20 protein-coding genes and 1 riboswitch are annotated in these 20,894 nt (G+C 74.4%); of the genes, 8 read left to right on the top strand and 12 right to left on the bottom strand.

Going from position 1 to position 20,894, the window contains the following annotated elements:
- Positions 1-287 precede the first annotated feature (287 nt).
- The 3 genes from ACFZP7_RS26280 to ACFZP7_RS26270 form a co-directional block, all read right to left on the bottom strand.
- The gene (locus ACFZP7_RS26280; RefSeq protein ID WP_385636098.1) at positions 288-2,849 is read right to left on the bottom strand and encodes a polynucleotide kinase-phosphatase; all 2,562 of its coding nucleotides are present in this window, start codon (positions 2,847-2,849) and stop codon (positions 288-290) included.
- Positions 2,846-4,360 (bottom strand): 3' terminal RNA ribose 2'-O-methyltransferase Hen1, encoded by a 1,515-nt coding sequence (locus ACFZP7_RS26275; RefSeq protein WP_385636095.1) that lies wholly within the window; start codon positions 4,358-4,360, stop codon positions 2,846-2,848. The genes ACFZP7_RS26280 and ACFZP7_RS26275 overlap by 4 nt, the downstream gene beginning before the upstream one ends.
- Positions 4,361-4,509: 149 nt before the next feature.
- Entirely contained in the window at positions 4,510-5,433 is a 924-nt protein-coding gene (locus ACFZP7_RS26270; protein WP_019325895.1) for an LLM class F420-dependent oxidoreductase, read from the bottom strand.
- A gap of 249 nt (positions 5,434-5,682) precedes the next feature.
- Between ACFZP7_RS26270 and ACFZP7_RS26265 the strand changes: the two genes are divergently transcribed.
- Positions 5,683-5,859 carry a hypothetical protein gene (locus ACFZP7_RS26265; RefSeq protein ID WP_168723745.1) on the top strand — a complete coding sequence of 59 codons (177 nt, stop codon included), beginning with the start codon at positions 5,683-5,685 and terminating at the stop codon, positions 5,857-5,859.
- A gap of 32 nt (positions 5,860-5,891) precedes the next feature.
- On the opposite strand, the gene ACFZP7_RS26260 is transcribed toward ACFZP7_RS26265, so the two are convergent.
- From ACFZP7_RS26260 to ACFZP7_RS26240, 5 genes are all read right to left on the bottom strand, one after another.
- Positions 5,892-6,362, bottom strand: a complete 471-nt coding sequence (locus ACFZP7_RS26260; protein ID WP_030969106.1) for a DUF6099 family protein — start codon at positions 6,360-6,362, stop codon at positions 5,892-5,894.
- A gap of 212 nt (positions 6,363-6,574) precedes the next feature.
- Positions 6,575-6,919: a nucleotide pyrophosphohydrolase gene (locus ACFZP7_RS26255; RefSeq protein WP_385636092.1), complete on the bottom strand. Its 345-nt coding sequence runs from the start codon at positions 6,917-6,919 to the stop codon at positions 6,575-6,577.
- The gene (locus ACFZP7_RS26250) at positions 6,916-8,070 is read right to left on the bottom strand and encodes an AAA family ATPase (protein ID WP_019325891.1); all 1,155 of its coding nucleotides are present in this window, start codon (positions 8,068-8,070) and stop codon (positions 6,916-6,918) included. The genes ACFZP7_RS26255 and ACFZP7_RS26250 overlap by 4 nt, the downstream gene beginning before the upstream one ends.
- A 95-nt stretch (positions 8,071-8,165) precedes the next feature.
- Positions 8,166-8,558, bottom strand: coding sequence for a cell division protein SepF (locus tag ACFZP7_RS26245; RefSeq protein ID WP_019325890.1), 393 nt, complete (start codon positions 8,556-8,558; stop codon positions 8,166-8,168).
- Positions 8,559-8,789: 231 nt separating this feature from the next.
- Positions 8,790-9,239 carry a hypothetical protein gene (locus ACFZP7_RS26240; protein ID WP_031015536.1) on the bottom strand — a complete coding sequence of 150 codons (450 nt, stop codon included), beginning with the start codon at positions 9,237-9,239 and terminating at the stop codon, positions 8,790-8,792.
- Between the two features lie 272 nt (positions 9,240-9,511).
- Here ACFZP7_RS26240 and ACFZP7_RS26235 point away from each other — a divergent pair, with 272 nt between their 5' ends.
- From ACFZP7_RS26235 to ACFZP7_RS26210, 6 genes are all read left to right on the top strand, one after another.
- Entirely contained in the window at positions 9,512-10,891 is a 1,380-nt protein-coding gene (locus tag ACFZP7_RS26235) for a chloride channel protein (protein ID WP_385636088.1), read from the top strand.
- Between the two features lie 98 nt (positions 10,892-10,989).
- Positions 10,990-11,502, top strand: a complete 513-nt coding sequence (locus ACFZP7_RS26230; protein ID WP_185908409.1) for a potassium channel family protein — start codon at positions 10,990-10,992, stop codon at positions 11,500-11,502.
- A 60-nt stretch (positions 11,503-11,562) separates the two neighbouring features.
- Positions 11,563-11,749: riboswitch (cobalamin riboswitch) on the top strand.
- Between the two features lie 29 nt (positions 11,750-11,778).
- The gene (locus tag ACFZP7_RS26225) at positions 11,779-12,483 is read left to right on the top strand and encodes an energy-coupling factor ABC transporter permease (RefSeq protein ID WP_385636085.1); all 705 of its coding nucleotides are present in this window, start codon (positions 11,779-11,781) and stop codon (positions 12,481-12,483) included.
- Positions 12,480-12,815, top strand: coding sequence for an energy-coupling factor ABC transporter substrate-binding protein (locus tag ACFZP7_RS26220; RefSeq protein WP_109204337.1), 336 nt, complete (start codon positions 12,480-12,482; stop codon positions 12,813-12,815). Before ACFZP7_RS26225 ends, ACFZP7_RS26220 begins: the two co-directional genes overlap by 4 nt.
- Positions 12,816-13,565 (top strand): cobalt ECF transporter T component CbiQ, encoded by a 750-nt coding sequence (cbiQ, locus tag ACFZP7_RS26215; protein WP_385636080.1) that lies wholly within the window; start codon positions 12,816-12,818, stop codon positions 13,563-13,565.
- Positions 13,562-14,413, top strand: a complete 852-nt coding sequence (locus tag ACFZP7_RS26210) for an ATP-binding cassette domain-containing protein (protein WP_355274469.1) — start codon at positions 13,562-13,564, stop codon at positions 14,411-14,413. The genes cbiQ and ACFZP7_RS26210 overlap by 4 nt, the downstream gene beginning before the upstream one ends.
- Before the next feature lie 17 nt (positions 14,414-14,430).
- Here the strand turns inward: ACFZP7_RS26210 and ACFZP7_RS26205 are convergent, their stop codons facing one another.
- The 3 genes from ACFZP7_RS26205 to ACFZP7_RS26195 all read right to left on the bottom strand — a co-directional run bounded on the left by ACFZP7_RS26205 (position 14,431) and on the right by ACFZP7_RS26195 (position 19,000).
- A complete protein-coding gene (locus ACFZP7_RS26205) occupies positions 14,431-16,044 on the bottom strand; it encodes an MFS transporter (protein ID WP_109204340.1) in 1,614 nt (537 codons plus the stop codon).
- A 548-nt stretch (positions 16,045-16,592) separates the two neighbouring features.
- Positions 16,593-17,306: a TetR/AcrR family transcriptional regulator gene (locus tag ACFZP7_RS26200; protein WP_193515535.1), complete on the bottom strand. Its 714-nt coding sequence runs from the start codon at positions 17,304-17,306 to the stop codon at positions 16,593-16,595.
- Between the two features lie 335 nt (positions 17,307-17,641).
- A complete protein-coding gene (locus ACFZP7_RS26195) occupies positions 17,642-19,000 on the bottom strand; it encodes an APC family permease (protein WP_385636075.1) in 1,359 nt (452 codons plus the stop codon).
- Between the two features lie 163 nt (positions 19,001-19,163).
- Here ACFZP7_RS26195 and ACFZP7_RS26190 point away from each other — a divergent pair, with 163 nt between their 5' ends.
- Positions 19,164-20,132, top strand: a complete 969-nt coding sequence (locus ACFZP7_RS26190; RefSeq protein ID WP_385636072.1) for a threo-3-hydroxy-L-aspartate ammonia-lyase — start codon at positions 19,164-19,166, stop codon at positions 20,130-20,132.
- A gap of 26 nt (positions 20,133-20,158) precedes the next feature.
- Here the strand turns inward: ACFZP7_RS26190 and ACFZP7_RS26185 are convergent, their stop codons facing one another.
- Complete coding sequence (locus tag ACFZP7_RS26185) at positions 20,159-20,881, bottom strand: GNAT family N-acetyltransferase (protein WP_385638522.1); 723 nt, start codon at positions 20,879-20,881, stop codon at positions 20,159-20,161.
- Between the last annotated feature and the right edge of the window lie 13 nt (positions 20,882-20,894).

Here is a 20,894-nt window from a genome sequence, read left to right as displayed (position 1 = left end):
ACCTGCGAAGTTAGCACGGGAACTGACGGTTCACCAGGGACGCGTGGGGTCTCGGGAGGCGACGTCCGGCCGAGCCTCCCCCGGAGGGGAAACTCGGCCGAAAACGTGCGCCAGGTCCTGTCGTCACACTCCCGTCGTCCGCCCGGAGGGCGGGCCTCGCGGCGTCAGGTGCGTGCTCTCGGCGCGCGGGGCCCTGATCCTCGTACTGGATGTACTCGGGTCAGGGCCCCGCGCGGCGAGAGTGCGTGCATGGCGTCGCGAGGCAGACGGGAGTGGGACGACAGGGCCTAGAGGCGCGGGTCCACCGGCTCGGACTCCAGTGCCAGCACGCCGAACACCGCCTCGTGCACCCGCCACAGCGGCTCGCCGTCCGCCAGCCGGGCCAGCGCCTCCAGACCGAGGGCGTACTCGCGGATCGCCAGGGACCGCTTGTGGCCGAGGAACCGCTGCCGCAGCCGGGCGAGGTTCTCGGGACGCGTGTACTCGGGGCCGTAGATGATCCGCAGGTACTCGCGGCCCCGGCACTTGATGCCGGGCTGGACCAGGCGGCCCTTGGGGTCCCGGACCAGGGCCCCGAGCGGCTTGACCACCATGCCCTCGCCGCCGCGTCCGGTCATCTCCAGCCACCAGTCGACGCCCGCCGCCACCGACTCGGGGTCGCCGGTGTCGACGTACAGGCGGCGGGTGGTCCGCAGGAGGCCGCTCCCGTCGTGCTCGACGAGCCGGTCGACGAGGGCCAGCTGCTCGTCGTGCGGCAGGTCGGCGAGGCTGCGGCCCTGGACGGCCAGGATCTGGAAGGGCGCCAGGCGCACGCCGTCCAGGCCGTCGGTGGGCCAGCAGTAGCGACGGTAGGCGTCGGTGAAGGCGGCGGCGTCGGCGGCCCGGCCGCGCTGGCGGTCGAGGAGGTCGCCGACCTCGACGCCGCGGGCCGCGGCGCCCTCGAGCGCGGCCAGCGCACCCGGGAACACCGCGCCGGAGGCGGCGCCCACGGCCGCGTACTGGGAGCGCAGCAGGCCGGCGGCCTTGAGCGACCACGGCATCAGCTCGGCGTCCAGCAGCAGCCAGTCGGTGGCCAGTTCCTCCCAGAGACCCGCCTCGCCGGCGGCGGTGCGCAGCCGGTCCAGGATCTCCTCGGTGAGCGACGCGTCGTCGAGGAACGGGCGGCCGGTACGGGTGCAGACCGACCCCGTGGGGCCCCCGTCGACGCCGAAGCGGACGCGGGCCGCCTCCGCGTCGCGGCAGACCAGGACCACGGCCCGCGAGCCCATGTGCTTCTCCTCGCACACGACGCGCGCGACACCGTCGGCCGCGTACTGCGCGAAGGCCTCCTTCGGGTGCTCCAGGTAGCCGTCCACCCCGGAGGTGGCGGTCGGTGCCATGGTCGGCGGGAGGTACGGCAGCAGCCGGGGGTCGGTCGCGAAGCGGCTCATGACCTCCAGGGCCGCCGCCGCGTTCTCCTCGCGCACGGTGATCCGTCCGGCGTACCGGGTCTCCACCACCCGGCGGCCGTGCACATCGGCCAGGTCGAGCGGGCGTCCGTCGTGCCCGCCGGGGGCCTCGGTGAGCAGCGGCTTGGCCGGCTCGTACCAGACCCGCTCCGCCGGTACGTCGACCAGCTCACGCTCCGGCCAGCGCAGCGCGGTGAGCTTGCCGCCGAACACGGCGCCGGTGTCCAGGCAGAGGGTGTTGTTGAGCCAGGTGGCCTCGGGGACCGGGGTGTGGCCGTAGACGACGGCCGCGCGGCCCCGGTAGTCCTCGGCCCACGGGTAGCGCACCGGCAGCCCGAACTCGTCGGTCTCGCCGGTGGTGTCGCCGTACAGGGCGTGGGAGCGGACCCGGCCGGAGGTGCGGCCGTGGTACCTCTCCGGCAGGCCGGCGTGGCAGACCACCAGCCTGCCGCCGTCGAGGACGTAGTGGCTGACCAGGCCGTCGATGAACTCCCGCACCTCGGCGCGGAACTCCTCGCTCTCGCCCTCCATCTGCGCGATCGTCTCGGCGAGTCCGTGGGTGTGCTGGACCTTGCGGCCCTTCAGGAAGCGGCCGTACTTGTTCTCGTGGTTGCCGGGGACGCACAGGGCGTTGCCCGACTTGACCATGGACATCACACGGCGCAGCACGCCCGGGCTGTCGGGGCCGCGGTCGACCAGGTCGCCGACGAAGACGGCGGTGCGGCCGTCGGGGTGGACGCCGTCGGTGTAGCCGAGCTTGCCGAGCAGGGTCTCCAGCTCGGACGCACAGCCGTGGATGTCACCGATGATGTCGAAGGGGCCGGTGAGGTGGGTGAGGTCGTTGAAGCGCTTCTCGGTGACGACGGTGGCGTGCTCGACCTCCTCGGTTCCGCGCAGCACGTGCACCTTGCGGAAGCCCTCGCGCTCCAGGTGCCGCAGGGAACGGCGCAGTTCGCGGGTGTGGCGCTGGATGACCCGGCGGGGCATGTCGGCGCGGTCGGTGCGGCCGGCGTTGCGCTCGGCGCACACCTGCTCGGGGACGTCGAGGACGACGGCGATGGGGAGCACGTCGTGCTTCCTGGCCAGGTCGATGAGCTGACGGCGGGCGTCCTGCTGCACGTTGGTCGCGTCGACGACGGTGCGGCGGCCGGCGGCGAGCCGCTTGCCGGCGATGTAGTGCAGGACGTCGAAGGCGTCCCGACTGGCGCTCTGGTCGTTCTCGTCGTCGGCGACCAGGCCCCGGCAGAAGTCGGAGGAGATGACCTCGGTGGGCTTGAAGTGGCGCCGGGCGAAGGTGGACTTGCCGGAGCCGGACGCGCCGATCAGCACGACGAGGGAGAGGTCGGTGACCGGCAGGGCGCGGCCCCGCCCGGGAGTGCCGGTGGTGTCGGTGGTGGTCATGCGGCCTTCGCCTCCTTCTCGGTCGCGGACGCGGTCGTGGTCGCGGTGGTGGTCGAGGTCGGGGTGGTGGGCGTGGCCAGGGTGAACACGGCCATCTGGGTGGGCGGGCCCACCTCGGGGTCGTCGGGGCCGACGGGGCGGAACCCGACGGCGTACCCGTGGCATTCGGCGACCGCGCCCGCCCAGGTGCGGAACTCCTCGCGGGTCCACTCGAAGCGGTGGTCGCGGTGGCGGACGTGTCCGGCCGGGAGGGTCTCCCAGCGCACGTTGTACTCCACGTTCGGCGTGGTGACGACGACGGTGCGGGGACGGGCCGAGCCGAAGACGGCGTACTCCAGGGCGGGCAGCCTCGGCAGGTCGAGGTGCTCGATCACCTCGCTGAGCACGGCGGCGTCGTAGCCCTTGAGGCGCTTGTCGGTGTAGGCGAGCGAGCCCTGGAGGAGCTGGACGCGGGCGGCCTGCCGCTCGCCCATGCGGTCCAGCTTGAGCCGCCGGGAGGCGATGGTGAGCGCGCGCACCGACACGTCCACGCCGACGATCTCGGTGAAGCGCGGCTCCTTGAGCAGTTCGCGCACGAGGTGGCCCTCGCCGCAGCCCAGGTCCAGGACGCGGGCGGCGGCGTTGTCCCGCAGCGCGGTGAGGATCGCCTCGCGTCGCCGCACGGCGAGCGGGGTCGGCCGCTCCTCCTGCTCCGCCTCGGCCTCGACGGCGTTGTCGATCTCCTCGACGTCGCTGTCGTCGGTCTCGGCGAGCCGGATCAGCTCCAGCCGGTCCATCGCCTCGCGGGTCAGCGACCAGCGGCGGGACAGGTAGCGGCTGGTGATGAGCTTCTGCTCCGGGTGGCCGGGAAGCCAGCCCTCGCCGGCCCGCAGCAGCTTGTCGACCTCGTCCGGGGCGACCCAGTAGTGCTTGGCGTCGTCGAGCACGGGGAGCAGGACGTACAGGTGGCGCAGGGCCTCGGCGAGGGTGCGGGCCGTGGACTCCAGTTCGAGGCGGACATAGCGGGAGTCGCCCCACTCGGGGAACTCGGTGTCCAGCGGTACGGGCTCCACGGTGACCGCCCAGCCGAGCGGCTCGAACAGGCGCCGTACGAGGTCGGGGCCGCCGCGGGCGGGCAGCGCCGGGATCTCCACGCGCAGCGGCAGCGGCTCGGCCGCGCGCTCGGGGCGGGCCTTGCACACGCCGCGCAGGGCGCTGGAGAAGACGTTGCTCAGGGCCACGGCCAGGAGCGAGGAGGCCGCGTAGGGGCGGTCGTTGACGTACTGCGCGAGGGCCGCGTCGGGGGCGCCACCGCGTCCCTTGCCCTTGCCGCGCCTGACCAGCGCCACCGCGTCGACCTCCAGCAGCAGCGCCGCCGTGCAGCGCTGTTCCTCCGCCTCCGGGTAGAGCACGTGGGCCGTGCCGAAGGAGGTGGAGAACGCCTGCGCCCGGTCGGGATGCTTGTGCAGCAGGAAACCGAGGTCGGTCGCGGGGCGGTCGGGGGTACCGGTGGTGGTGAGCGTCAGGAACATGCGGAGGGCCTCTCCGGCTGGGTGGATGTGACGGGTGCCGTACGCGCGGGAGCCCCCGGAGGGGTGTTCCCCGGGGGCTCCGGCAGGACGACGGTCACACCATCGCACAGGGCGGGTGACCGGCGCCTTCGGTTATCGGCGCGACGGCATCAGGTCAGCTGGGACTGGACCTGGGAGGAGATCAGCTCCAGGTGGTCCAGGTCGTCGAGGTCCAGGATCTGGAGGTAGATCCGCTGGGCGCCGACCGCGGCGTACCGGCCGATCTTGTCGACGACCTCGGCCGGGGAGCCCGCCAGGCCGTTGGCCTTCAGCTCGTCGACCTCGCGGCCGATGACGGCGGCGCGGCGGGCGACCTCGGCGTCGTCCTTGCCGACGCAGGCGATGAGGGCGTTGGAGTAGGTGAGGGCGTCGGCCGGGCGTCCGGCCTCCTGGGCGGCGGCCCGCACCCGGCCGAACTGGCGCTCGGTGTCCTCGATGGAGGCGAAGGGGATGTTGAACTCGTCGGCGTACCGGGCGGCGAGGCGCGGGGTGCGGGTGGCGCCGTGACCGCCGATGAGGACGGGGACCTTGGCCTGCGCGGGCTTGGGCAGCGCGGGCGACTCGGTGAGGTCGTAGAACCTGCCGTGGAAGTCGAAGGTCTTGCCGGTCTCGGTGGCCCACAGACCGGTGACGATCTCGAGCTGCTCTTCCAGGCGGGCGAACTTCTCCTTCGGGAAGGGGATGCCGTACGCCTTGTGCTCCTCCTCGAACCAGCCGGCGCCCAGGCCCAGCTCGACGCGACCGCCGGACATCTGGTCGACCTGGGCGACCTGGATGGCGAGGACGCCGGGCAGCCGGAAGGTGCCGGCGGTCATGAGGGTGCCGAGGCGGATGCGCCGGGTCTCGCGGGCGAGGCCGGCCAGGGTGATCCAGGCGTCGGTGGGGCCGGGGAGGCCGTCGACGGAGCCCATGCGCAGATAGTGGTCCGACCGGAAGAAGGCGTCGAAGCCGAGGTCCTCGGTGGCCTTGGCGACGGTGAGCAAGGTGTCGTAGGTGGCCCCCTGCTGGGGCTCGGTGAAGATACGCAGATCCATGTCTCCATCCTGCCTGCTCGGTGCGGGTGCGCCGCGACGGCTCGGCCCGCGTCCGGGGAGCAGGCCCGCCTCCGGCGGGTGAATTCGCGTCAACCGCGGTCCCGGCGGGCGGCGGGGCCAGTGACCGGGCCGGACCGTGATCGTTTGGCGGGGCGGAGCCGGATCGTCCGGCGTCCGCGCCGGGCCGTGCGCTCCGGCGCGTCCACCGTGTCGGCCTCCCCGCGGGGGGCTGGGGCCTAGGAGGCCGTCGTGTCCGAAGAGAGCGTGTCGCAGCAGGGCGGGGCCGGTGCCCGGCCGCAGGGGCTGCTCCAGCAGATGGAGGAACTCATGGCGGCGCTGAACGCGGATCTGTCGGCCCTGGACGCCGACCTCCAGTCGGCCGGCGGTGCGGGACGACCGGACGGCGAGGAGCGGCCGGACTCCTGAACGGAACGCGGGTGCGCGTGGCGGGCGTGGTGTCAGCCCGCCTCCCGCTCCGGTAACTCCGCGTCCCGGGCCGCCAGTTTGCGCAGCATCTCCAGAACCCGGTCGCGGGACTCGTCCGCCGCGTCGATGGCCTCCATGCACTGCCAGTACGTGGCCTCGTCGTCAGCGGCGCAGGCGACGCCGACGAGGGCGATGCCGGTCTCGCCGAGCAGCGTCCCCAGGCGCATCAGGGCCTGGCGCGCGTCGCCCAGCTCCGTCAGCTGGGCGGCGCGCAGCTCGCCCGGCGCCAGCTCCGGGGTGGTCAGCACCCCGCAGCCGCGGCCTGCCAGCTCGGTCAGCCCGATCGCCTCGCCGCGCAACTCGGGTGGTCCGGAGACCGCCAGCCGACTGCCGATCGCCTGGGCCAGGGCCTGCACCTGCCACACCTCGGTCAGGATGTCCGGCACCTCGCCGCCGGCCGCCAGGGCACGCCCACTCGTCACGATGAGCCGCACAGCGTCCATGCGCTGCCCCCGTCTGTGTCCGACGCGCACCCGGCGCGTCCGCCCGAACTCCGCTGTCCACTACCCAGAGTGAAGGCGTGTGGGACGAAAAGCTAGAGGAAGGCGGAAATCTTCGGACAACAAATTGGATTCCGTCCCGCGATCGACTGCGGAGAGTGATAACGGAGTTGACTGCTCCGTCCGCGCTGCTCCGTCCGCACCGCTGCGTCCGCTCAGTCCTCCGGCTCGCCCGGGACGGGGAACCTGAGTTCGTTCCGCTCGATCTTGGCCTCCAGCGCGGACAGCGGGTCGACGTCCAGCACCTCGCAGAACTGGAGCAGGTACGCCAGGACGTCGGCGACCTCGTCCCGCACGCGGTGGGCGGTGTCCGGGTCGGTCATGACGCGGGCCGACTGCTCGGGCGTCAGCCACTGGAAGATCTCGACGAGTTCGGCGGCCTCCACGCTGAGCGCGGCGGCCAGGTTCTTCGGGGTGTGGTACGGCTGCCACCGCCGCGCGGCGGCGAACTCGGCCAGTCTGCGCTGCAGGGCCGCGAGGTCCTGGGGATGATCGGTCACGGCTCCAGGTCTACCACCGTGACGCCGTCGGTCCCGGCCGCCCAGGAGGCGTCGGGGACGGCCGCGACGAGGCGGACGTGCCCGCGCCCGCACATCCGGGCGGCGATCCGCAGCAGCTCCGCCCGCTGCCACGGGTCCAGGCCGCGGTCGAAGCCGTCGGCGAGGACGGTGAGCGTCTGCAGGGCGGCGGGCACCTCGCCGGCCGGGTCCACCTCCAGCACACCGGGTCCGGTGAACAGCACCAGCGCGAGGGCGAGGTACCGCAGTTCGCCGTCGCCGAGGCGGGAGAGGCCGGTGCGCACGCCGTCGCCCCGGTCGAGCAGGGCGCGGACCGCACCGCCGACGGCCGGCTCGGCCAGGACGTCCGCGACGGGGCCCGCGCAGCCGACGCGCACCGCCGCGACGAACTGGGCGTGCCGCCGGCCGCACTCGGCGCGGGTGCGCCACAGCACGTCGGCGAGGTTGTCACAGCCGCCGAGCAGGCGGCCGGACCCGGTGGGCACGGGCTCCCGCATCCGGCCGGGCCGCGGATCGCAGGCGAAGACGGAGCGCAGGGCGACCACCATCTGCTCGGCCGCGGCCAGCACCCGGCGCTGGCCGTCCGTCTTGCCGGCCACCCTGAGCGGCAGCAAAGGGGTGCCGAGCCGGTCGTCCGGCAGCGGGGCGCGGGTCACGGGTGCCGTCCCGGCGGTGTGCCAGGCCGCCTGCACGGCACGGCGGCCCGGATCGCGCAGGGCCGTCTCCAGCAGCACGATCCCGTCGGCCGTCAGCCGCTCGCCCACGATGCGCAGCTCGGGCTCCGCCTGCACGGCGACGTCCAGACGGACCGGACCGGCCGCACCGTCGGCCGTGCAGCCGATGCGGAAGCCGCGTCGGCGCTGGGCGTCCGGCCGGGCCCGCTCGGGCACACAGGCGACCGGATCGGGGAACACGACGCCGAGTTCGGCGCCGCCGCCGAGTCGGGCCAGCGCGTCGTAGGCCCGGAGCGCGGTGGTCTTGCCGCAGCCGCTGGGGCCGGCGAGCACGGTGAGCGGCCCGAGCGGCAGCACGGCGCGCCGGTGCCCGGCGAAGGCGGACAGCCGCAGCTCGGTGATCCGGGGACGGTCCGGGTGCGGGGTGACGGACGCCGTCGCCGCAGGTGAGGCTGCCATGAGCGGACCGTAGAACTCCGCCGACCGCGGAACCGTTTTGCCCGGACGGCGTTCCTACGATCGGGGGACGCGCCCGTCAGGACCGGGCGGGCGCGTCACACTCCGGGGACCTCCGCCGCGCTCTCCATCAGGCCGTTCACCTCGGTCCCGGCCGGGGTCAGCAGGAACACGTTGCGGTCCACCCGGTGCATGCCGCTCGCCAGTCCGAAGACGACGCCGGTGCTGAAGTCCAGGACCCGTTTGGCGACTTCGCCCTCCGCGCTGGTCAGGTCCAGCAGGACCGGAATGCCCGCCATCAGGGTCTCGGCGACCTCGCGGGCGTCCGCGAAGACGTTGACCCGCAGGACGACGAACCGGCGGCGGGTCTCCGTCACCGCCTCCGGCAGCGCCCGGTGCCCGACCGAGGACGGCCAGGCGTCGCGCCCGCGCAACGGAACGACCTGGGCGAGCCCCTCCCACTGTTCATCGGTGACGTCGTGGCTGTTCACCGGCTCCCCCGAAATCCACTCGCCTTCATTGCGTGCACCAGCCAATTCTTACGCCAAGTCACCCGTTCGGCCCAACACCGACACGGTTCGCGACGCTCCGTGTCCGGTGGTTGCCACGCCTTGGGCCGGGCTCTGCGGCGCCGGTGAGGGAGCCACCCACGGCCCCCGGGCGCGCCGGTGACCTCCCCGGAGGCCGGAAAGCTCCGGAGGTCACCGGCGGCGGGCGGTGTCTCAGGCGGCGCGGTCCTGGCGGCTGGCGAGCGCCCAGATGACGAAGACGTCGATCGCCATCATGATCACGGACCAGACGGGCGAGTACGGCAGGAACAGGAACTGGGCGATCAGACTGAGCGAGGCGAGGAAGATACCCGCGAAGCGCGCCCAGGCCATGTCCCTGAGCAGGCCGATCCCGGTGACGAGGACCAGTGCGCCCAGGATCACGTGGACGACGCCCCAGCCCGTCAGGCTCATCTCGTAGACGTAGCTGCCGACGCGGGCGTACACGTCGTCCTCGGCGATGGCCGCGATGCCCTGGAGGACGGCGAGGGCGCCGTTCAGCACCAGCAGGACGCCGGCGAAGACGACGCCGCCGGTCACCCAACCGCTGGACCGGTCCGCCGTCCGCGGTGCGCCGGTGCCGTGCGTCGGCCTGCCGGGAGAAGGTGCGGCGTGCTGGCTCATGAGCGGAGTCCTTTCCTCGTGTCCCCCGTACGGGCCTGCGCCCCTCGGCACCGCGCGGCACCGACAGGTCATTCGAGCCTGCGGCCACCGGCACCGCCCGGCCATGCGGGTCCGCCGAACGGGTGAATCCGGAAGCGGCCGCGCCGCGCCGTCCGGTCGCCGGGACGGACGCCGTGCGCGTGCGGGGCCCGGACGGCTCGCGTTTACTGACCGCACATGCCAACGCTCGCCACCGACCGGGTGCCGCGGGTGCGGTGGACGGAGGAGGGCCCGTGACGACGCAGCCCGCGCCGGCCAACGCGGTGCCGGGCCGGGCCGAGCAGTCCCTGCGGCACACCCTGCTCAGCCCCGGCTATCTGCGGCTGTTGCTGCTGTGCGTGCTGCTGGGCGTGCCCATCGCGCTGGCCTGCTTCTTCTTCGTCGGGCTGCAGCACGAGCTGCAGCACTGGGTGTGGACGGCACTGCCCGAGGCGGTGGGGTACGACGATCCGCCCTGGTGGTGGCCGCTGCCCGCGCTGGTGCTGGCCGGCCTGATCCTGGCGCCGATCGTGACCCGGATGCCGGGCGGCGGCGGCCATCTGCCGGTGAACGGGCTGGGCGGCGCGCCCGTCGGCCCCCGCGCGCTGCCCGGCGCCGTCCTGGCCGCGCTGGCCACGCTGCCCCTGGGGGTGGTCCTGGGACCGGAGGCGCCGCTGATGGCCGTGGGCAGCGGGCTGGCCCTGCTGGCGGTGCGGCGGGCCGGCGCGGCCGCGGACCCCAGGGCCGGCGCGGTCCTCGCCACGGCCGGCTCCACCGCCGCGATCTCCACCATCCTCGGCGGTCCCGTCGTCGCGGCCGTCCTGCTCATCGAGGGCGCCGGTCTCGGCGGCGCCCAACTCGTCGCCCTGCTGCTGCCCTGTCTGCTGGCCAGCGCGACGGGCGCCCTGGTCTTCACCGGCTTCGGCCAGTGGACCGGGCTGAAGATCGGCGCCCTGGCCCTGCGGGACGTACCGCCGAGCGCCGCCCCGGACGCCGGGGACTTCCTGTGGGGCGTGCCCACGGCGGCCCTGATCGCGGTGCTGGTCACCCTCGCCCGCGGGCTGGGCCGGCGCACGGTCTCCTGGACGCGGGAGCGCACGACCGTCCGCACCGTGGTCTGCGCCGCGGCGGTCGGCGTCTGCATCGCCGCGTACGCCCTGATCACCGGCCGTTCCCCGGCCGAGGCGGCGCTGTCCGGGCAGGCGACGCTCGCCCAGCTCGCCGCGCATCCGCACGCCTGGTCGGTGGGCGCGCTGGTGGCGCTGGTGGCCTGCAAGGGGCTGGCCTGGGGCATCGCGCTGGGCAGCCTGCGCGGCGGCCCGATTTTCCCGGCGGTGCTGCTGGGCACGGCGACGGCGCTGGCCTGCTCCGGCCTGCCCGGCTTCGGCGTGACCCCGGCGCTCGCCCTCGGCATCTCCGCCGCCGCGGCCGCGGTGACGGGGCTGCCGCTGGCCAGCGCCGTGCTGTCGGTGCTGCTGGTGGGCGGCGACGCGCACGACCAGATGCCGTTGATCGTCACCGGGTCGGTGGTGGCGTTCATCGTCGCCCAGGTGGCGCGCCGGACCGAACCCCGGGCGGACGGGGAGCCGGGCGCGGGCACGGAGGGCGGGGCGCCGGCCGGGACGGCGCGGTGAGGGGGCGGCGGACCGAGCGGCCCGCGGCGCGGCCCCGGGGTGTGCGGGGCGGGTGGCCCGCGGTGCGGTCCCGGGTGGTGCGGGGCGGGTGGCCGGCGGTGCGGCCCTGGGTGGTGCGGGCCGGGGCCGCGGCGGGCGTGGTCGTGGCCTATTTCCTCCTCCCCCTCGATCACCTGGGCCCGCAACGCCCCGTGCTGAGCTGGCTGTTGTTCGCCCTGATCCTGACCGTGGTGGCGGTGCTGCTGCTCCGGCAGATCCGGCACGTGCTGGTCGACCGGCCGGACTCCCGGCCCGGGATGGTCCTGTCCCTGCTGATCGTCCTGTCCGTGCACGTCTTCTCGGCCACCTACTACGCCCTCGCCAAGCAGCCGGGCGAGTTCACCGGTCTGCACACCCGCGTCGACGCCCTGTACTTCACCGTCGTCACCCTGGCGACCGTCGGGTACGGCGACATCACCCCGCGGGGTCAGTCGGCGCGGATCATCACCGTCCTGCAGATCGCCTACAGCTTCGTGTTCCTGACCGCCGCCGCGACCGCGCTGACCCAGCGGATGCGCGACATGGTGGTCCGTCGCACGGACCGGGACCGGGGCCGGGACCGGGCCGGGTGACGGGCCGCTCGGCGCGTCGGCCGGCCCGGAGGCCCGCTTGTCACCGGCCGGGCGGGACCACTACCGTCGTCACGCCTTGGTGAACGGGAAATCCGGTGCGATGCCGGTGCGGCCCTCGCCACTGTGAATCGGGAAGTCCGGCTCCGGCCCTCGCGGGCAGCCACTGGATCGCTTGCGATCCGGGAAGGCGGGGCACGGGCGGTGGTACCCGTAAGCCAGGAGACCGGCCAAGGCGCGTCGTCCATCCACGAGGTGCTGGAGAGGGTCTGCCGAGTCATGCACATAGCCGAGGGCTTTCTGCCACCGGCGCACGCGATCGCCTGGGGTGCCGCGTCCGCGCCGTTCGTCGTCCACGGAGTACGGTCACTCACCCGTGAGGTCAGGGAGCACCCGGAGAGCACGCTGCTCCTCGGCGCCTCCGGGGCCTTCACGTTCGTCCTGTCGGCCCTGAAACTGCCGTCCGTCACCGGCAGTTGCTCGCATCCCACCGGCACCGGTCTGGGCGCGATCCTCTTCCGGCCGCCGGTCATGGCGGTGCTGGGCACCATCACCCTGCTCTTCCAGGCGCTGTTGCTCGCCCACGGCGGACTGACCACGCTCGGCGCCAACGTCTTCTCGATGGCGGTCGTCGGCCCCTGGGCCGGGTACGGCGCCTACCGGCTGCTGCGCCGCTACGACGTGCCGCTGATGGTCACCGTGTTCTGCGGGGCGTTCGTCGCCGACCTGTCCACGTACTGCGTCACCAGTGTGCAGCTGGCGCTGGCCTTCCCCGACCCGGGCAGCGGGTTCCTGGGGGCGCTCGGCAAGTTCGGGTCGGTCTTCGCCGTCACCCAGATCCCGCTCGCGGTGAGCGAGGGCCTGCTCACGGTGATCGTGATGCGGCTGCTGGTGCAGTCCAGCAAGGGCGAACTGACCCGGCTGGGCGTGCTGCCGGCGAAGTCCGGGACCGCCGGGGCCAAGGAGCGGGCGGTGGCCCGGTGAGCCGCAACGCGAAGATCAACGCCCTGCTGCTGCTCGCCGTGGCCGCGCTCGCGGTGCTGCCACTGGTGCTGGGGCTCGGCGACCACAAGGAGGAGCCGTTCGCCGGGGCCGACGCGGAGGCGGAGCGGACGATCACCGAGATCGAGCCGGACTACGAGCCGTGGTTCTCGCCGCTGTACGAACCGCCCTCCGGGGAGGTCGAGTCGGCGCTGTTCGCGCTCCAGGCCGCGATCGGCGCGGGCGTGCTGGCGTACTACTTCGGGCTGCGCCGGGGACGCCGGCAGGGCGAGGAGCGGGCGGCGGCCGCGCGGGACACCCCCGAAGGGGACTGAGTGCTGCCGATCGACGCGGCGGCGCACAGCAGTCGCTGGCGCCGCCGGCATCCCGTGGACAAGGCCGTGCTCGGGTTCGGGCTGACCGTGCTGGCGATCTCGCTGCCGCCCTGGCCGGGTGCGGCGCTGGTGCTGGTGACGGCGCTCGCCGTGCTGCTGGGACCGGCCGGTGTGCCCGGGCGCGGACTGTGGCGGGCGTACCGGGTGCCGTTGGGCTTCTGCGTGACGGGGGCGCTGCCGCTGCTCGTTCAGGTCGGGGGCCTGGGCGGTTTCCTGACGGCGGCGGAGGGCGGGCCGGTGCGCGCCGGTGAGCTGCTGCTGCGTACCTCCGCGGCCACCCTCGGGGTGCTGCTCTTCGCGTTCACCACGCCGATGTCCGACCTGCTGCCCCGGCTGGTACGGGCCGGGGTGCCCGCGCCGGTGGTGGACGTGGCGCTGGTGACGTACCGCATGAGTTTCCTGCTGCTCGACTCCGTGCGTCGGGTGCGGCAGGCCCAGGCGGCGCGGCTGGGGCACACCGGCCGGGCCGCGGCCTGGCGTTCGCTCGGCGGGCTGGGCGCCACGGCGTTCGTGCGGGCCTTCGACCGGGCGGCGCGGCTGCAGTCCGGGCTCGCCGGGCGCGGCTACGACGGCACCTTGCGGGTGCTGGTGCCCGAGGCGCGGGTCTCGGTGCGGTTCACCGCGGCGAGCGTCGCGCTGCTGGCGGCGCTGGCCGGCCTCACCCTCGTACTGGAAGGACCCCTGTCGTGAACGAGCCCGACCGGTCGACGGAATCGACGGCCCTGGTGGCCCTGCGGGGTGTGTCCTTCGCGTACGAGGAGGACCCTCCGGTGCTGACCGGCCTGGACTTCGCGGTGCACGAGGGGCGCGCGCTCGCCCTGCTGGGCCGCAACGGCAGCGGCAAGACGACGCTGATGCGGCTGCTCAGCGGCGGACTCCGGCCGCACGCCGGGCGGTTGACCCTCGGCGGGGAGCCGGTGCGGTACGACCGGGGTGGGCTGACCCGGTTGCGGACCACCGTGCAGCTGGTGGTGCAGGACCCGGACGACCAGCTCTTCGCGGCGTCGGTGGCGCAGGACGTGTCCTTCGGGCCGCTGAACCTCGGCCTGTCCGACGCGGAGGTCCGGTCCCGGGTCGGGGAGGCGCTCGCCGCGCTGGACATCGCCGCGCTGGCCGACCGGCCGACCCACCTGCTGTCGTACGGGCAGCGCAAGCGGGCCGCGATCGCCGGCGCCGTGGCGATGCGGCCCCGGGTGCTGATCCTGGACGAGCCGACGGCCGGGCTCGATCCGGACGGGCAGGAGCGGCTGCTGGCCACCCTGGACCGGCTCCGCGCGGCCGGCACCACGGTGCTGATGGCCACCCACGACGTCGACCTCGCCCTGCGCTGGGCGGACGAGGTCGCGCTGCTCACCCCGGGCGGGGTGCACACCGGCCCGGCGGCCGCGACGCTGGCCCGCACGGAACTGCTGCGGCAGGCCGGGCTGCGCCTGCCGTGGGGGGTGGCGGCGGCGTCGGTGCTGCGGGCGCGGGGGCTGTTGGCGGAGTCGGCGGCGGGCCCGCGTACGGCCGAGGAGCTGGCCGCGCTGACGGAGTGACGCGGACCCGCCCGGGGTCAGCGAGCGGAGTCGCTGTACTCCGCGTGCCGCGCCTCGGCCGGCTTCTCCTCGGGCCGCTGCCGCGCGCCACGGCGGCCGGGGAGGACGGCGAGGACGATCAGGGTGCCGGCGGCCATGATGATCCCGCCGACCAGACTGGTCGCCGACACTCCGTGGGCGAACGCCTGGTTCACGGCGTCGGCCAGGGCCTGGGCCTGCCGGGGTCCGGCCTCCGGACTGGTCGCGAGCCGCTCGGCGACGGCCAGCCCGCCGCCGACCGAGTCCTGGGCGGTGTCCAGGGCGGCGGCCGGGAGGCGGTCGCCCACCAGACCGGCGAGTTCGTCGCGGTAGGCGGTGCCTAGCAGGGAGCCCAGGACGGCGATGCCGAGGGAACCGCCGAGTTCCAGCGCGGTGTCGTTGGCGCCGCCGCCGACGCCCAGTTCGCTCTCCGGGAAGGAGCCCATGATGGTGTCGGTGGCCGGGGAGACGCTGAGGCCGATGGCGAGGCCGAGCAGCAGCATCGGGGCGAGGAAGTCGGCGTAGGTGGAGTCCTTCTCGACGAGGACCAGCAGGAAGACACCGACGGTGCCGATCAGCATGCCGGAGCCCACCATGGCCTTCACGCCCAGCTTCGGGGTGAGCTTCCCGGTCACCGCGGCGCCGACGAACACGGCCCCGGCCAGCGGCAGCAGCCGTACGCCGGTCTCCAGCGCGCCGTAGCCGAGGACGAACTGGAGGAACTGGGTGGCGTAGTAGATGGCGCCGTAGGTGCCGAAGAAGAAGAACAGCACGGCGAGCATGGAGCCGCTGAAGGGGCGCTGCAGGAACCGGCGGACGTCCAGCATCGGGTGCGGGTGGCGCAGCTCCCAGGCCACGAAGGCCACCAGGCCGACGCCCGCGACGACGGCCGCGGCGACCGGGCCGGCGCCCCAGCCGAAGTGCGGGCCCTCGATGGTGGCGTAGACGAGGCTGCCGACGGAGACGATGGACAGCAGGCCGCCGACGTAGTCGATCCGTCCCATGCCGGCCGCCCTGGACGGCGGGACGAGGACCAGCGCGCCGATGACGGCGGCGACGGCGATGGGGACGTTCACCAGGAAGGTGGAGCCCCAGGCGTGGTCCTCCAGCAGCCAGCCGGCGACCAGCGGACCGACCGCGATGGCCAGGCCGGAGGTGGCGGTCCAGGCCGTGATGGCGCGGGCCCGCTCCCCCTTCGGGAAGACCGCGACCAGCAGGGACAGCGTGGCCGGCATGACCACGGCGGCGCCGACGCCCATGATCGCCCGGGCCGCGATGACCAGCCCGGTCTCGTCCACCAGGCTGCCCATCACCGAGCCGCCCGCGAAGACCACCAGGCCGGTGATCAGCGCGCCGCGACGGCTGTACTTGTCGCCGATCGCGCCGAGGACCAGCATCAGGGCGGCGTAGGGGACGGTGTAGCCGTCGATGACCCACTGCAGGTCGCTGCTGCTCAGACCCAGGTCGGCCGTCATGTCCGGGGCCGCCACGATCAGGGACGTGTTGGCCATGACGACGATCAGCAGACTCAGGCAGAGCACCAGCAGGGCCCACCAGCGCCGTGGATAGGGACCGGTCATCTTCTCGACGGGTGTGGTGACTAGGAGGGACATAACAGGCTCCCGGATGGCGAGGGCAGCGCGGACGTGACCGGCTCGGCCGGTTATTTGCCCATCGGTGTGCAGAATGCTGCCAGGGTATTTTGTTGCCCAGGGATGAGCAAATAGGGCGGAGGGTGCGCCGGGTGCCGAGGGGTGCCCCGGGGGCCGGGGGGCCCAGGGGGGCCCCGGGGCGGAGAGCGCGGGTCGGGGAGCGCGGGAGCGTGCGTCGAGCGGGCGGAGCGCGGTCGTGGGTGGCGGGCTGTGGTGGGTGGCGGGCGCCGGTGAGCGGAACACGGTGGCGGGCGCGGTGGCGGACGGGGCAACCGGCGGGGACTGCGCCGGGGACGCGCTCCGGCAGGGCGCGGCAGCCGGACGGGAAAAGGCCGGGCACGGTGGCCTGGGCGGCACTCCGACGGAACGTGGCAGCCTGACCGGGCGCGGTGGTCGACCGGGCGCCGTGGCCGACCGGGCACTCCCCCACCGGCAGCGCGCGGTCCGGGACGCTTCACCCCTGCGCTGAGGCCGGGGCAGCACACCGGCCGGGCGTGGGGGCCGGGGGACTACTCCTGGACGGGGTGGGCGGGGTGGGGGTCGTCGTGCGGGGTGGGTGCCGGGGGTTCGGTGGCCTCCGCGGGCTCCCGGGGCACCGTGGACGCCACGTCCAGGACCACGGTCCGGGCCCGTGCCTCGGGTACACCGGCCGCGATGAGCGCGGCCGTGGCGGCTCGGGTGCCGTCGTCCTCCAGGGCCCCGGTGTTGACCTGCTCCAGCAGGGCGACGGTCATCGCCTCCAGCCCGGCGCTCAGCACCGCCGGCGGCAGGTGCGCGGGGAAGGCGCCGTCCCGCTGCCCGCGCTCCAGGACCGCGGCCACCTCGGCGCGGGCCGGCGCCAGGATCTCGGCCACCCGTCCCTCGCCCAGATCGTGCCGGGCCAGCGCGAGGAGCATGCGGTAGCGGTCGCCCACCGGCCACATGAGCAGGTTGAAGTGGGCCAGCGCCCGCTCGGCCGGTTCGGCGGGCCCGCCCCGCTCGGCCCAGGCGGTCATGGCGCCGCGCAGCGCCTCGGACGCCTCCTCGGCGAGCGCCTCCAGCAGCGCCGCGCGGCCCGGGAAGTGGCCGAAGAGGGTCCGCCGTACGACGCCGGCGGCCCGGGCCAGCTCCTCCAGCGTGGTGTCCGGGTTCCGTCCCAGCTCCCGGCGGGCCGTGGCGAGGATGCGCGCCCGGTTGGACCGGGCGTTGCGCCGCTGCGGCTCACGGGCGACGGGCTTGGTCACGGGAACCTCTGGGACCGGGGTGGCTGGGGTGCGGGAGCGTCCATTCTGGCACGTGTGCGGGCCACCGGCCGGGCAGGTGGCCCGCCCCGGCCCCTCGTCACCGTTGCCGTACCCGGGCTCCCGCACCAGCGGGTCCGCGACCGATCCGACGTCGACAGCCGTGGCGGGCGCCCTAGAGTGGCCGCTCCACCGCCGTGCTCGCGGATGAGGACCGGCGTCGCACCGCTCCCGTGCCCACCTGTGCTCCGTGGCACTGGAGGTGGTGAAGGTCAACGCCCTCCTCGCGCCGGGCCCCGTGCTCCAGGCCGGCTGAGCGGCGCGCTCGGTCGCGGCACCTACCCGTCGGCCTCGTCGCGGGCGTCCTCCCGCGCCCCTCCGGACCGCCGGACGGCGGCGAGCGCGGCGAGCACCGCCCCGACGGCCACCACCAGGAGACCGCGCAGCCACACCTCGGCCTCGATCTGCGTGGCGAGGGCGACGCACGACGCGGCGCCCAGCACGGGCAGCACGGTGGGGGCCCGGAAGTGACCGGCCTCGCCGGGGTCGCGGCGCAGGACCAGTACGGCCGTGTTGACCATGAGGAAGACCACGAGCAGCAGCAGGACCAGGGTGGACGCCAGGGTGGCGACGCTGCCGGTGAGCGCGAGCAGCATCGACAGGAGGGTGGTGAGCGCGATCGCCACCCACGGTGTACGACGGCCGGGCAGGACCCTGGTCAGCGCGGCGGGCAGCAGGCCGTCGCGGGCCATGCCGTAGGCGAGGCGGGAGGACATGATGCCGGTGAGCAGCGCGCCGTTCGCCACGGCGACGAGGGCGATGGCGCTGAACACCCGGGGCGGCACTCCGCCGGCCTCCTCGACGACCTCCAGGAGCGGCCCGCTCGACTCGGCCAGCCGGGCCGTCGGGACGGCGACGGACGCGGCGAGGCCCACCAGGACGTACACGGCGCCGGCCGTTGCCAGGGCACCGAAGAGGGCGCGGGGGTAGGAGCGGCGGGGGTCGCGGGTCTCCTCGGCGACGTTCACCGAGGTCTCGAAGCCGACGAAGGAGTAGTACGCCAGCACGGAGCCGCTCAGTACGGCCGCTGCGGCCCCCTTCTCCGGGGTGCCGAGCTGTCCCAGCCGGCCCACGTCGCCGTCCCCGCGCAGCAGCAGCCAGCCGCCGAGGGCGACGATGACGAGGAGGCCGCCGACCTCGACGACGGTGGCGACGACGTTGGCGCGGGTGGACTCCTTGATACCGCGCGCGTTGACCAGCGCGAGCACGGCGAGGAACACGACCGCGACGAGCCCGACGGGCAGGGTCACGAACGCCGACAGGTAGTCGCCGCCGAAGCCGCGGGCCAGGGCGGCCACGGAGACGATGCCCGCGGCCAGCATGCAGAAGCCGGCGACGAACCCCGCGAACGGCCCGAAGGCGCGGGTCGCGTAGTGGGAGGCGCCACCCGCACGCGGGTACTTCGTGGCCAGCTCGGCATAGGAGGCGGCGGTCAGCATCGCCAGGAGCAGCGCGACGCCCAGCGGCACCCACACCGCGCCCCCCGCGTCGGCGGCGACCTGTCCCACCAGGACGTAGACGCCGGCACCGAGGACGTCGCCGAGGATGAAGAAGTACAGCAGCGGAGTGGTCAGCGCGCGCTTGAGCGCCGGGCTGCCAGGAGTGTCCGCGGGTCGTCGTGTCGCGAGTCTTGCCATGGCGCCTCAGGTTTCCCGTACGAGGCGAAACACGCCCCGAACACCTGGGACGCCGGCGACCGAGCCGGCGAAGGAGGCCGGAGCGGGACACTACGTTGACCCACGCGACGCCACGCGGGGCAGAGCCGACCCGCTCGGAGCTCTCCAGGAGGGACCTCACACCATGACCGCCGCACCGCCCGTCACCTTCGTCGACGTCCGGGACGCCGCCACGCGTCTCGACGGCGTCGCCCACCGCACCCCGGTCCTCACCTCCCGCGCGCTCGACGCCCTGGTCGGCGCCGAGACGTTCGTGAAGTGCGAGAACTTCCAGCGCGTCGGCGCCTTCAAGTTCCGCGGCGCCTACAACGCGGCCTCCCGGCTGTCCGCCGGGCAGTTGGCGAAGGGCATCGCCGCGTACTCCTCCGGCAACCACGCCCAGGCGGTGGCGCTGGCCGCCCGGGAACTGGGCACCACCGCCGTCGTCCTCATGCCCGAGGACGCCCCGCGCGCCAAGCGCGAGGCCACCGCGGGGTACGGCGCCGAGATCGTCACCTACGACCGCTACACCCAGGACCGCACCGCCCTCGGCGAAGCCCTCGCCGAGGAGCGCGGCCTCGCCCTGATCCCGCCGTACGACCATCCGCACGTCATCTCCGGCCAGGGCACCGCCGCCCTGGAACTCCTGGAGGAGACCGGCCCGCTCGACGCCCTCGTCGTCCCCGTCGGCGGCGGTGGACTCATCGCCGGCAGCGCCACCGCCGCCAAGGCCCTGCACCCCGGAATCCGGGTGATCGGCGTGGAGCCCGAGGCGGGCGACGACACCAAGCGGTCCCTGGACAGCGGCGCACGCGTCACGATTCCCGTCCCCCGGACCATCGCCGACGGCCAGGCCCTGCCCACCCCGGGCGAGCTGACCTTCTCCCTCAACCGGCGCCTGGTCGACGCGATCACCCTCGTCAGCGACGACGAGATCGTCGCCGCCATGCGCTTCGCCTTCGAACGACTGAAGATCGTCCTCGAACCCAGCGGCGCCACCGCCCTGGCCGCGCTCCTGGCCGGACGTCCGGAACCCCGCCCACGCCGGATCGGCGTCATCGCCTCCGGGGGCAACGTCGACGCCGGACGGTTCGCGGAGCTGATCGGCCGCTGAGGGGGCGGCTCACCCGCCTCCGACCGTCACGGAACGCGAAAGCCCCGGAAGGTCACCGCCCCGCGGGTCTCGAACCCCAGTCCCTCGTAGAGCGCGATCGCGGCGGTGTTCGCCTCCGCCACGTGCAGGAAGGGCCGCTCACCGCGCGCCAGGACACGGGCCGCCAGCGCACCGACCAGGCGGGCGGCGTGCCCGCGTCCGCGGGCCTCCGGGGCGGTGCAGACGGCGCTGATCTCCGTCCAGCCCGGTGGCCGCAGTCGTTCACCGGCCATCGCCACCAGCGTGCCCTCGTGCCGGATGCCGAGGTACGTGCCCAGTTCCACGGTGCGCTTCCAGAACGGTCCCGGCCGGGTCCGCTCGACGAGATCGAGCATCTCCGGCACGCTGTCCGCGCCCAGTTCGACCACGTCCGCCCCGGTGACCGCCGGGGCGGGCCGGCCGGTGCCGGGCCAGATCATCTGCCGGCCCGCCAGCTCGAAGACCGGCTCCCAGTCCGGCGGCGGGGTCGCCGGGGAGCTGAACAGGTCGGCGAGTTCCCCGGGGCCGAGCAGCCGGGCGAGGTCGGCCCACACCGTGGCGTCCGTCGCCTCCGGAGCGGCGGCGTCCGGGCCGGCGGGCACCGCGGCGAAGGTCGCGACGTCCGGCAGGTAGCCGAGGGCCCGGCCGTACCGGCGGGCCAGAGGGGCGTGGTGCCCGAGAAGCGACTGCCCCACCGGGTCGTCGAGCGCCGCCAGGTCGCGGTCCACCATCGTCGGATACCCC

This window comes from Streptomyces sp. SudanB5_2050 (genome assembly GCF_964272335.1).
Taxonomy (GTDB): Bacteria; Actinomycetota; Actinomycetes; order Streptomycetales; family Streptomycetaceae; genus Streptomyces; species Streptomyces rochei.
Note: the sequence above shows the minus strand (reverse complement) of the source record. Positions and strands in the feature narration are given on the sequence as shown.

Coding starts and splice junctions, on each gene's coding strand:
- ACFZP7_RS26250 (WP_019325891.1), bottom strand. CDS start 8,070: ATGGCAGCCTCACCTGCGGCGACGGCGTCCGTCACCCCGCACCCGGAC.
- ACFZP7_RS26185 (WP_385638522.1), bottom strand. CDS start 20,881: ATGGTGGACCGCGACCTGGCGGCGCTCGACGACCCGGTGGGGCAGTCG.
- ACFZP7_RS26195 (WP_385636075.1), bottom strand. CDS start 19,000: ATGGCAAGACTCGCGACACGACGACCCGCGGACACTCCTGGCAGCCCG.
- ACFZP7_RS26240 (WP_031015536.1), bottom strand. CDS start 9,239: ATGAGCCAGCACGCCGCACCTTCTCCCGGCAGGCCGACGCACGGCACC.
- ACFZP7_RS26225 (WP_385636085.1), top strand. CDS start 11,779: ATGCACATAGCCGAGGGCTTTCTGCCACCGGCGCACGCGATCGCCTGG.
- ACFZP7_RS26280 (WP_385636098.1), bottom strand. CDS start 2,849: ATGACCACCACCGACACCACCGGCACTCCCGGGCGGGGCCGCGCCCTG.
- ACFZP7_RS26205 (WP_109204340.1), bottom strand. CDS start 16,044: ATGTCCCTCCTAGTCACCACACCCGTCGAGAAGATGACCGGTCCCTAT.
- ACFZP7_RS26270 (WP_019325895.1), bottom strand. CDS start 5,433: ATGGATCTGCGTATCTTCACCGAGCCCCAGCAGGGGGCCACCTACGAC.
- ACFZP7_RS26260 (WP_030969106.1), bottom strand. CDS start 6,362: ATGGACGCTGTGCGGCTCATCGTGACGAGTGGGCGTGCCCTGGCGGCC.
- ACFZP7_RS26190 (WP_385636072.1), top strand. CDS start 19,164: ATGACCGCCGCACCGCCCGTCACCTTCGTCGACGTCCGGGACGCCGCC.
- ACFZP7_RS26275 (WP_385636095.1), bottom strand. CDS start 4,360: ATGTTCCTGACGCTCACCACCACCGGTACCCCCGACCGCCCCGCGACC.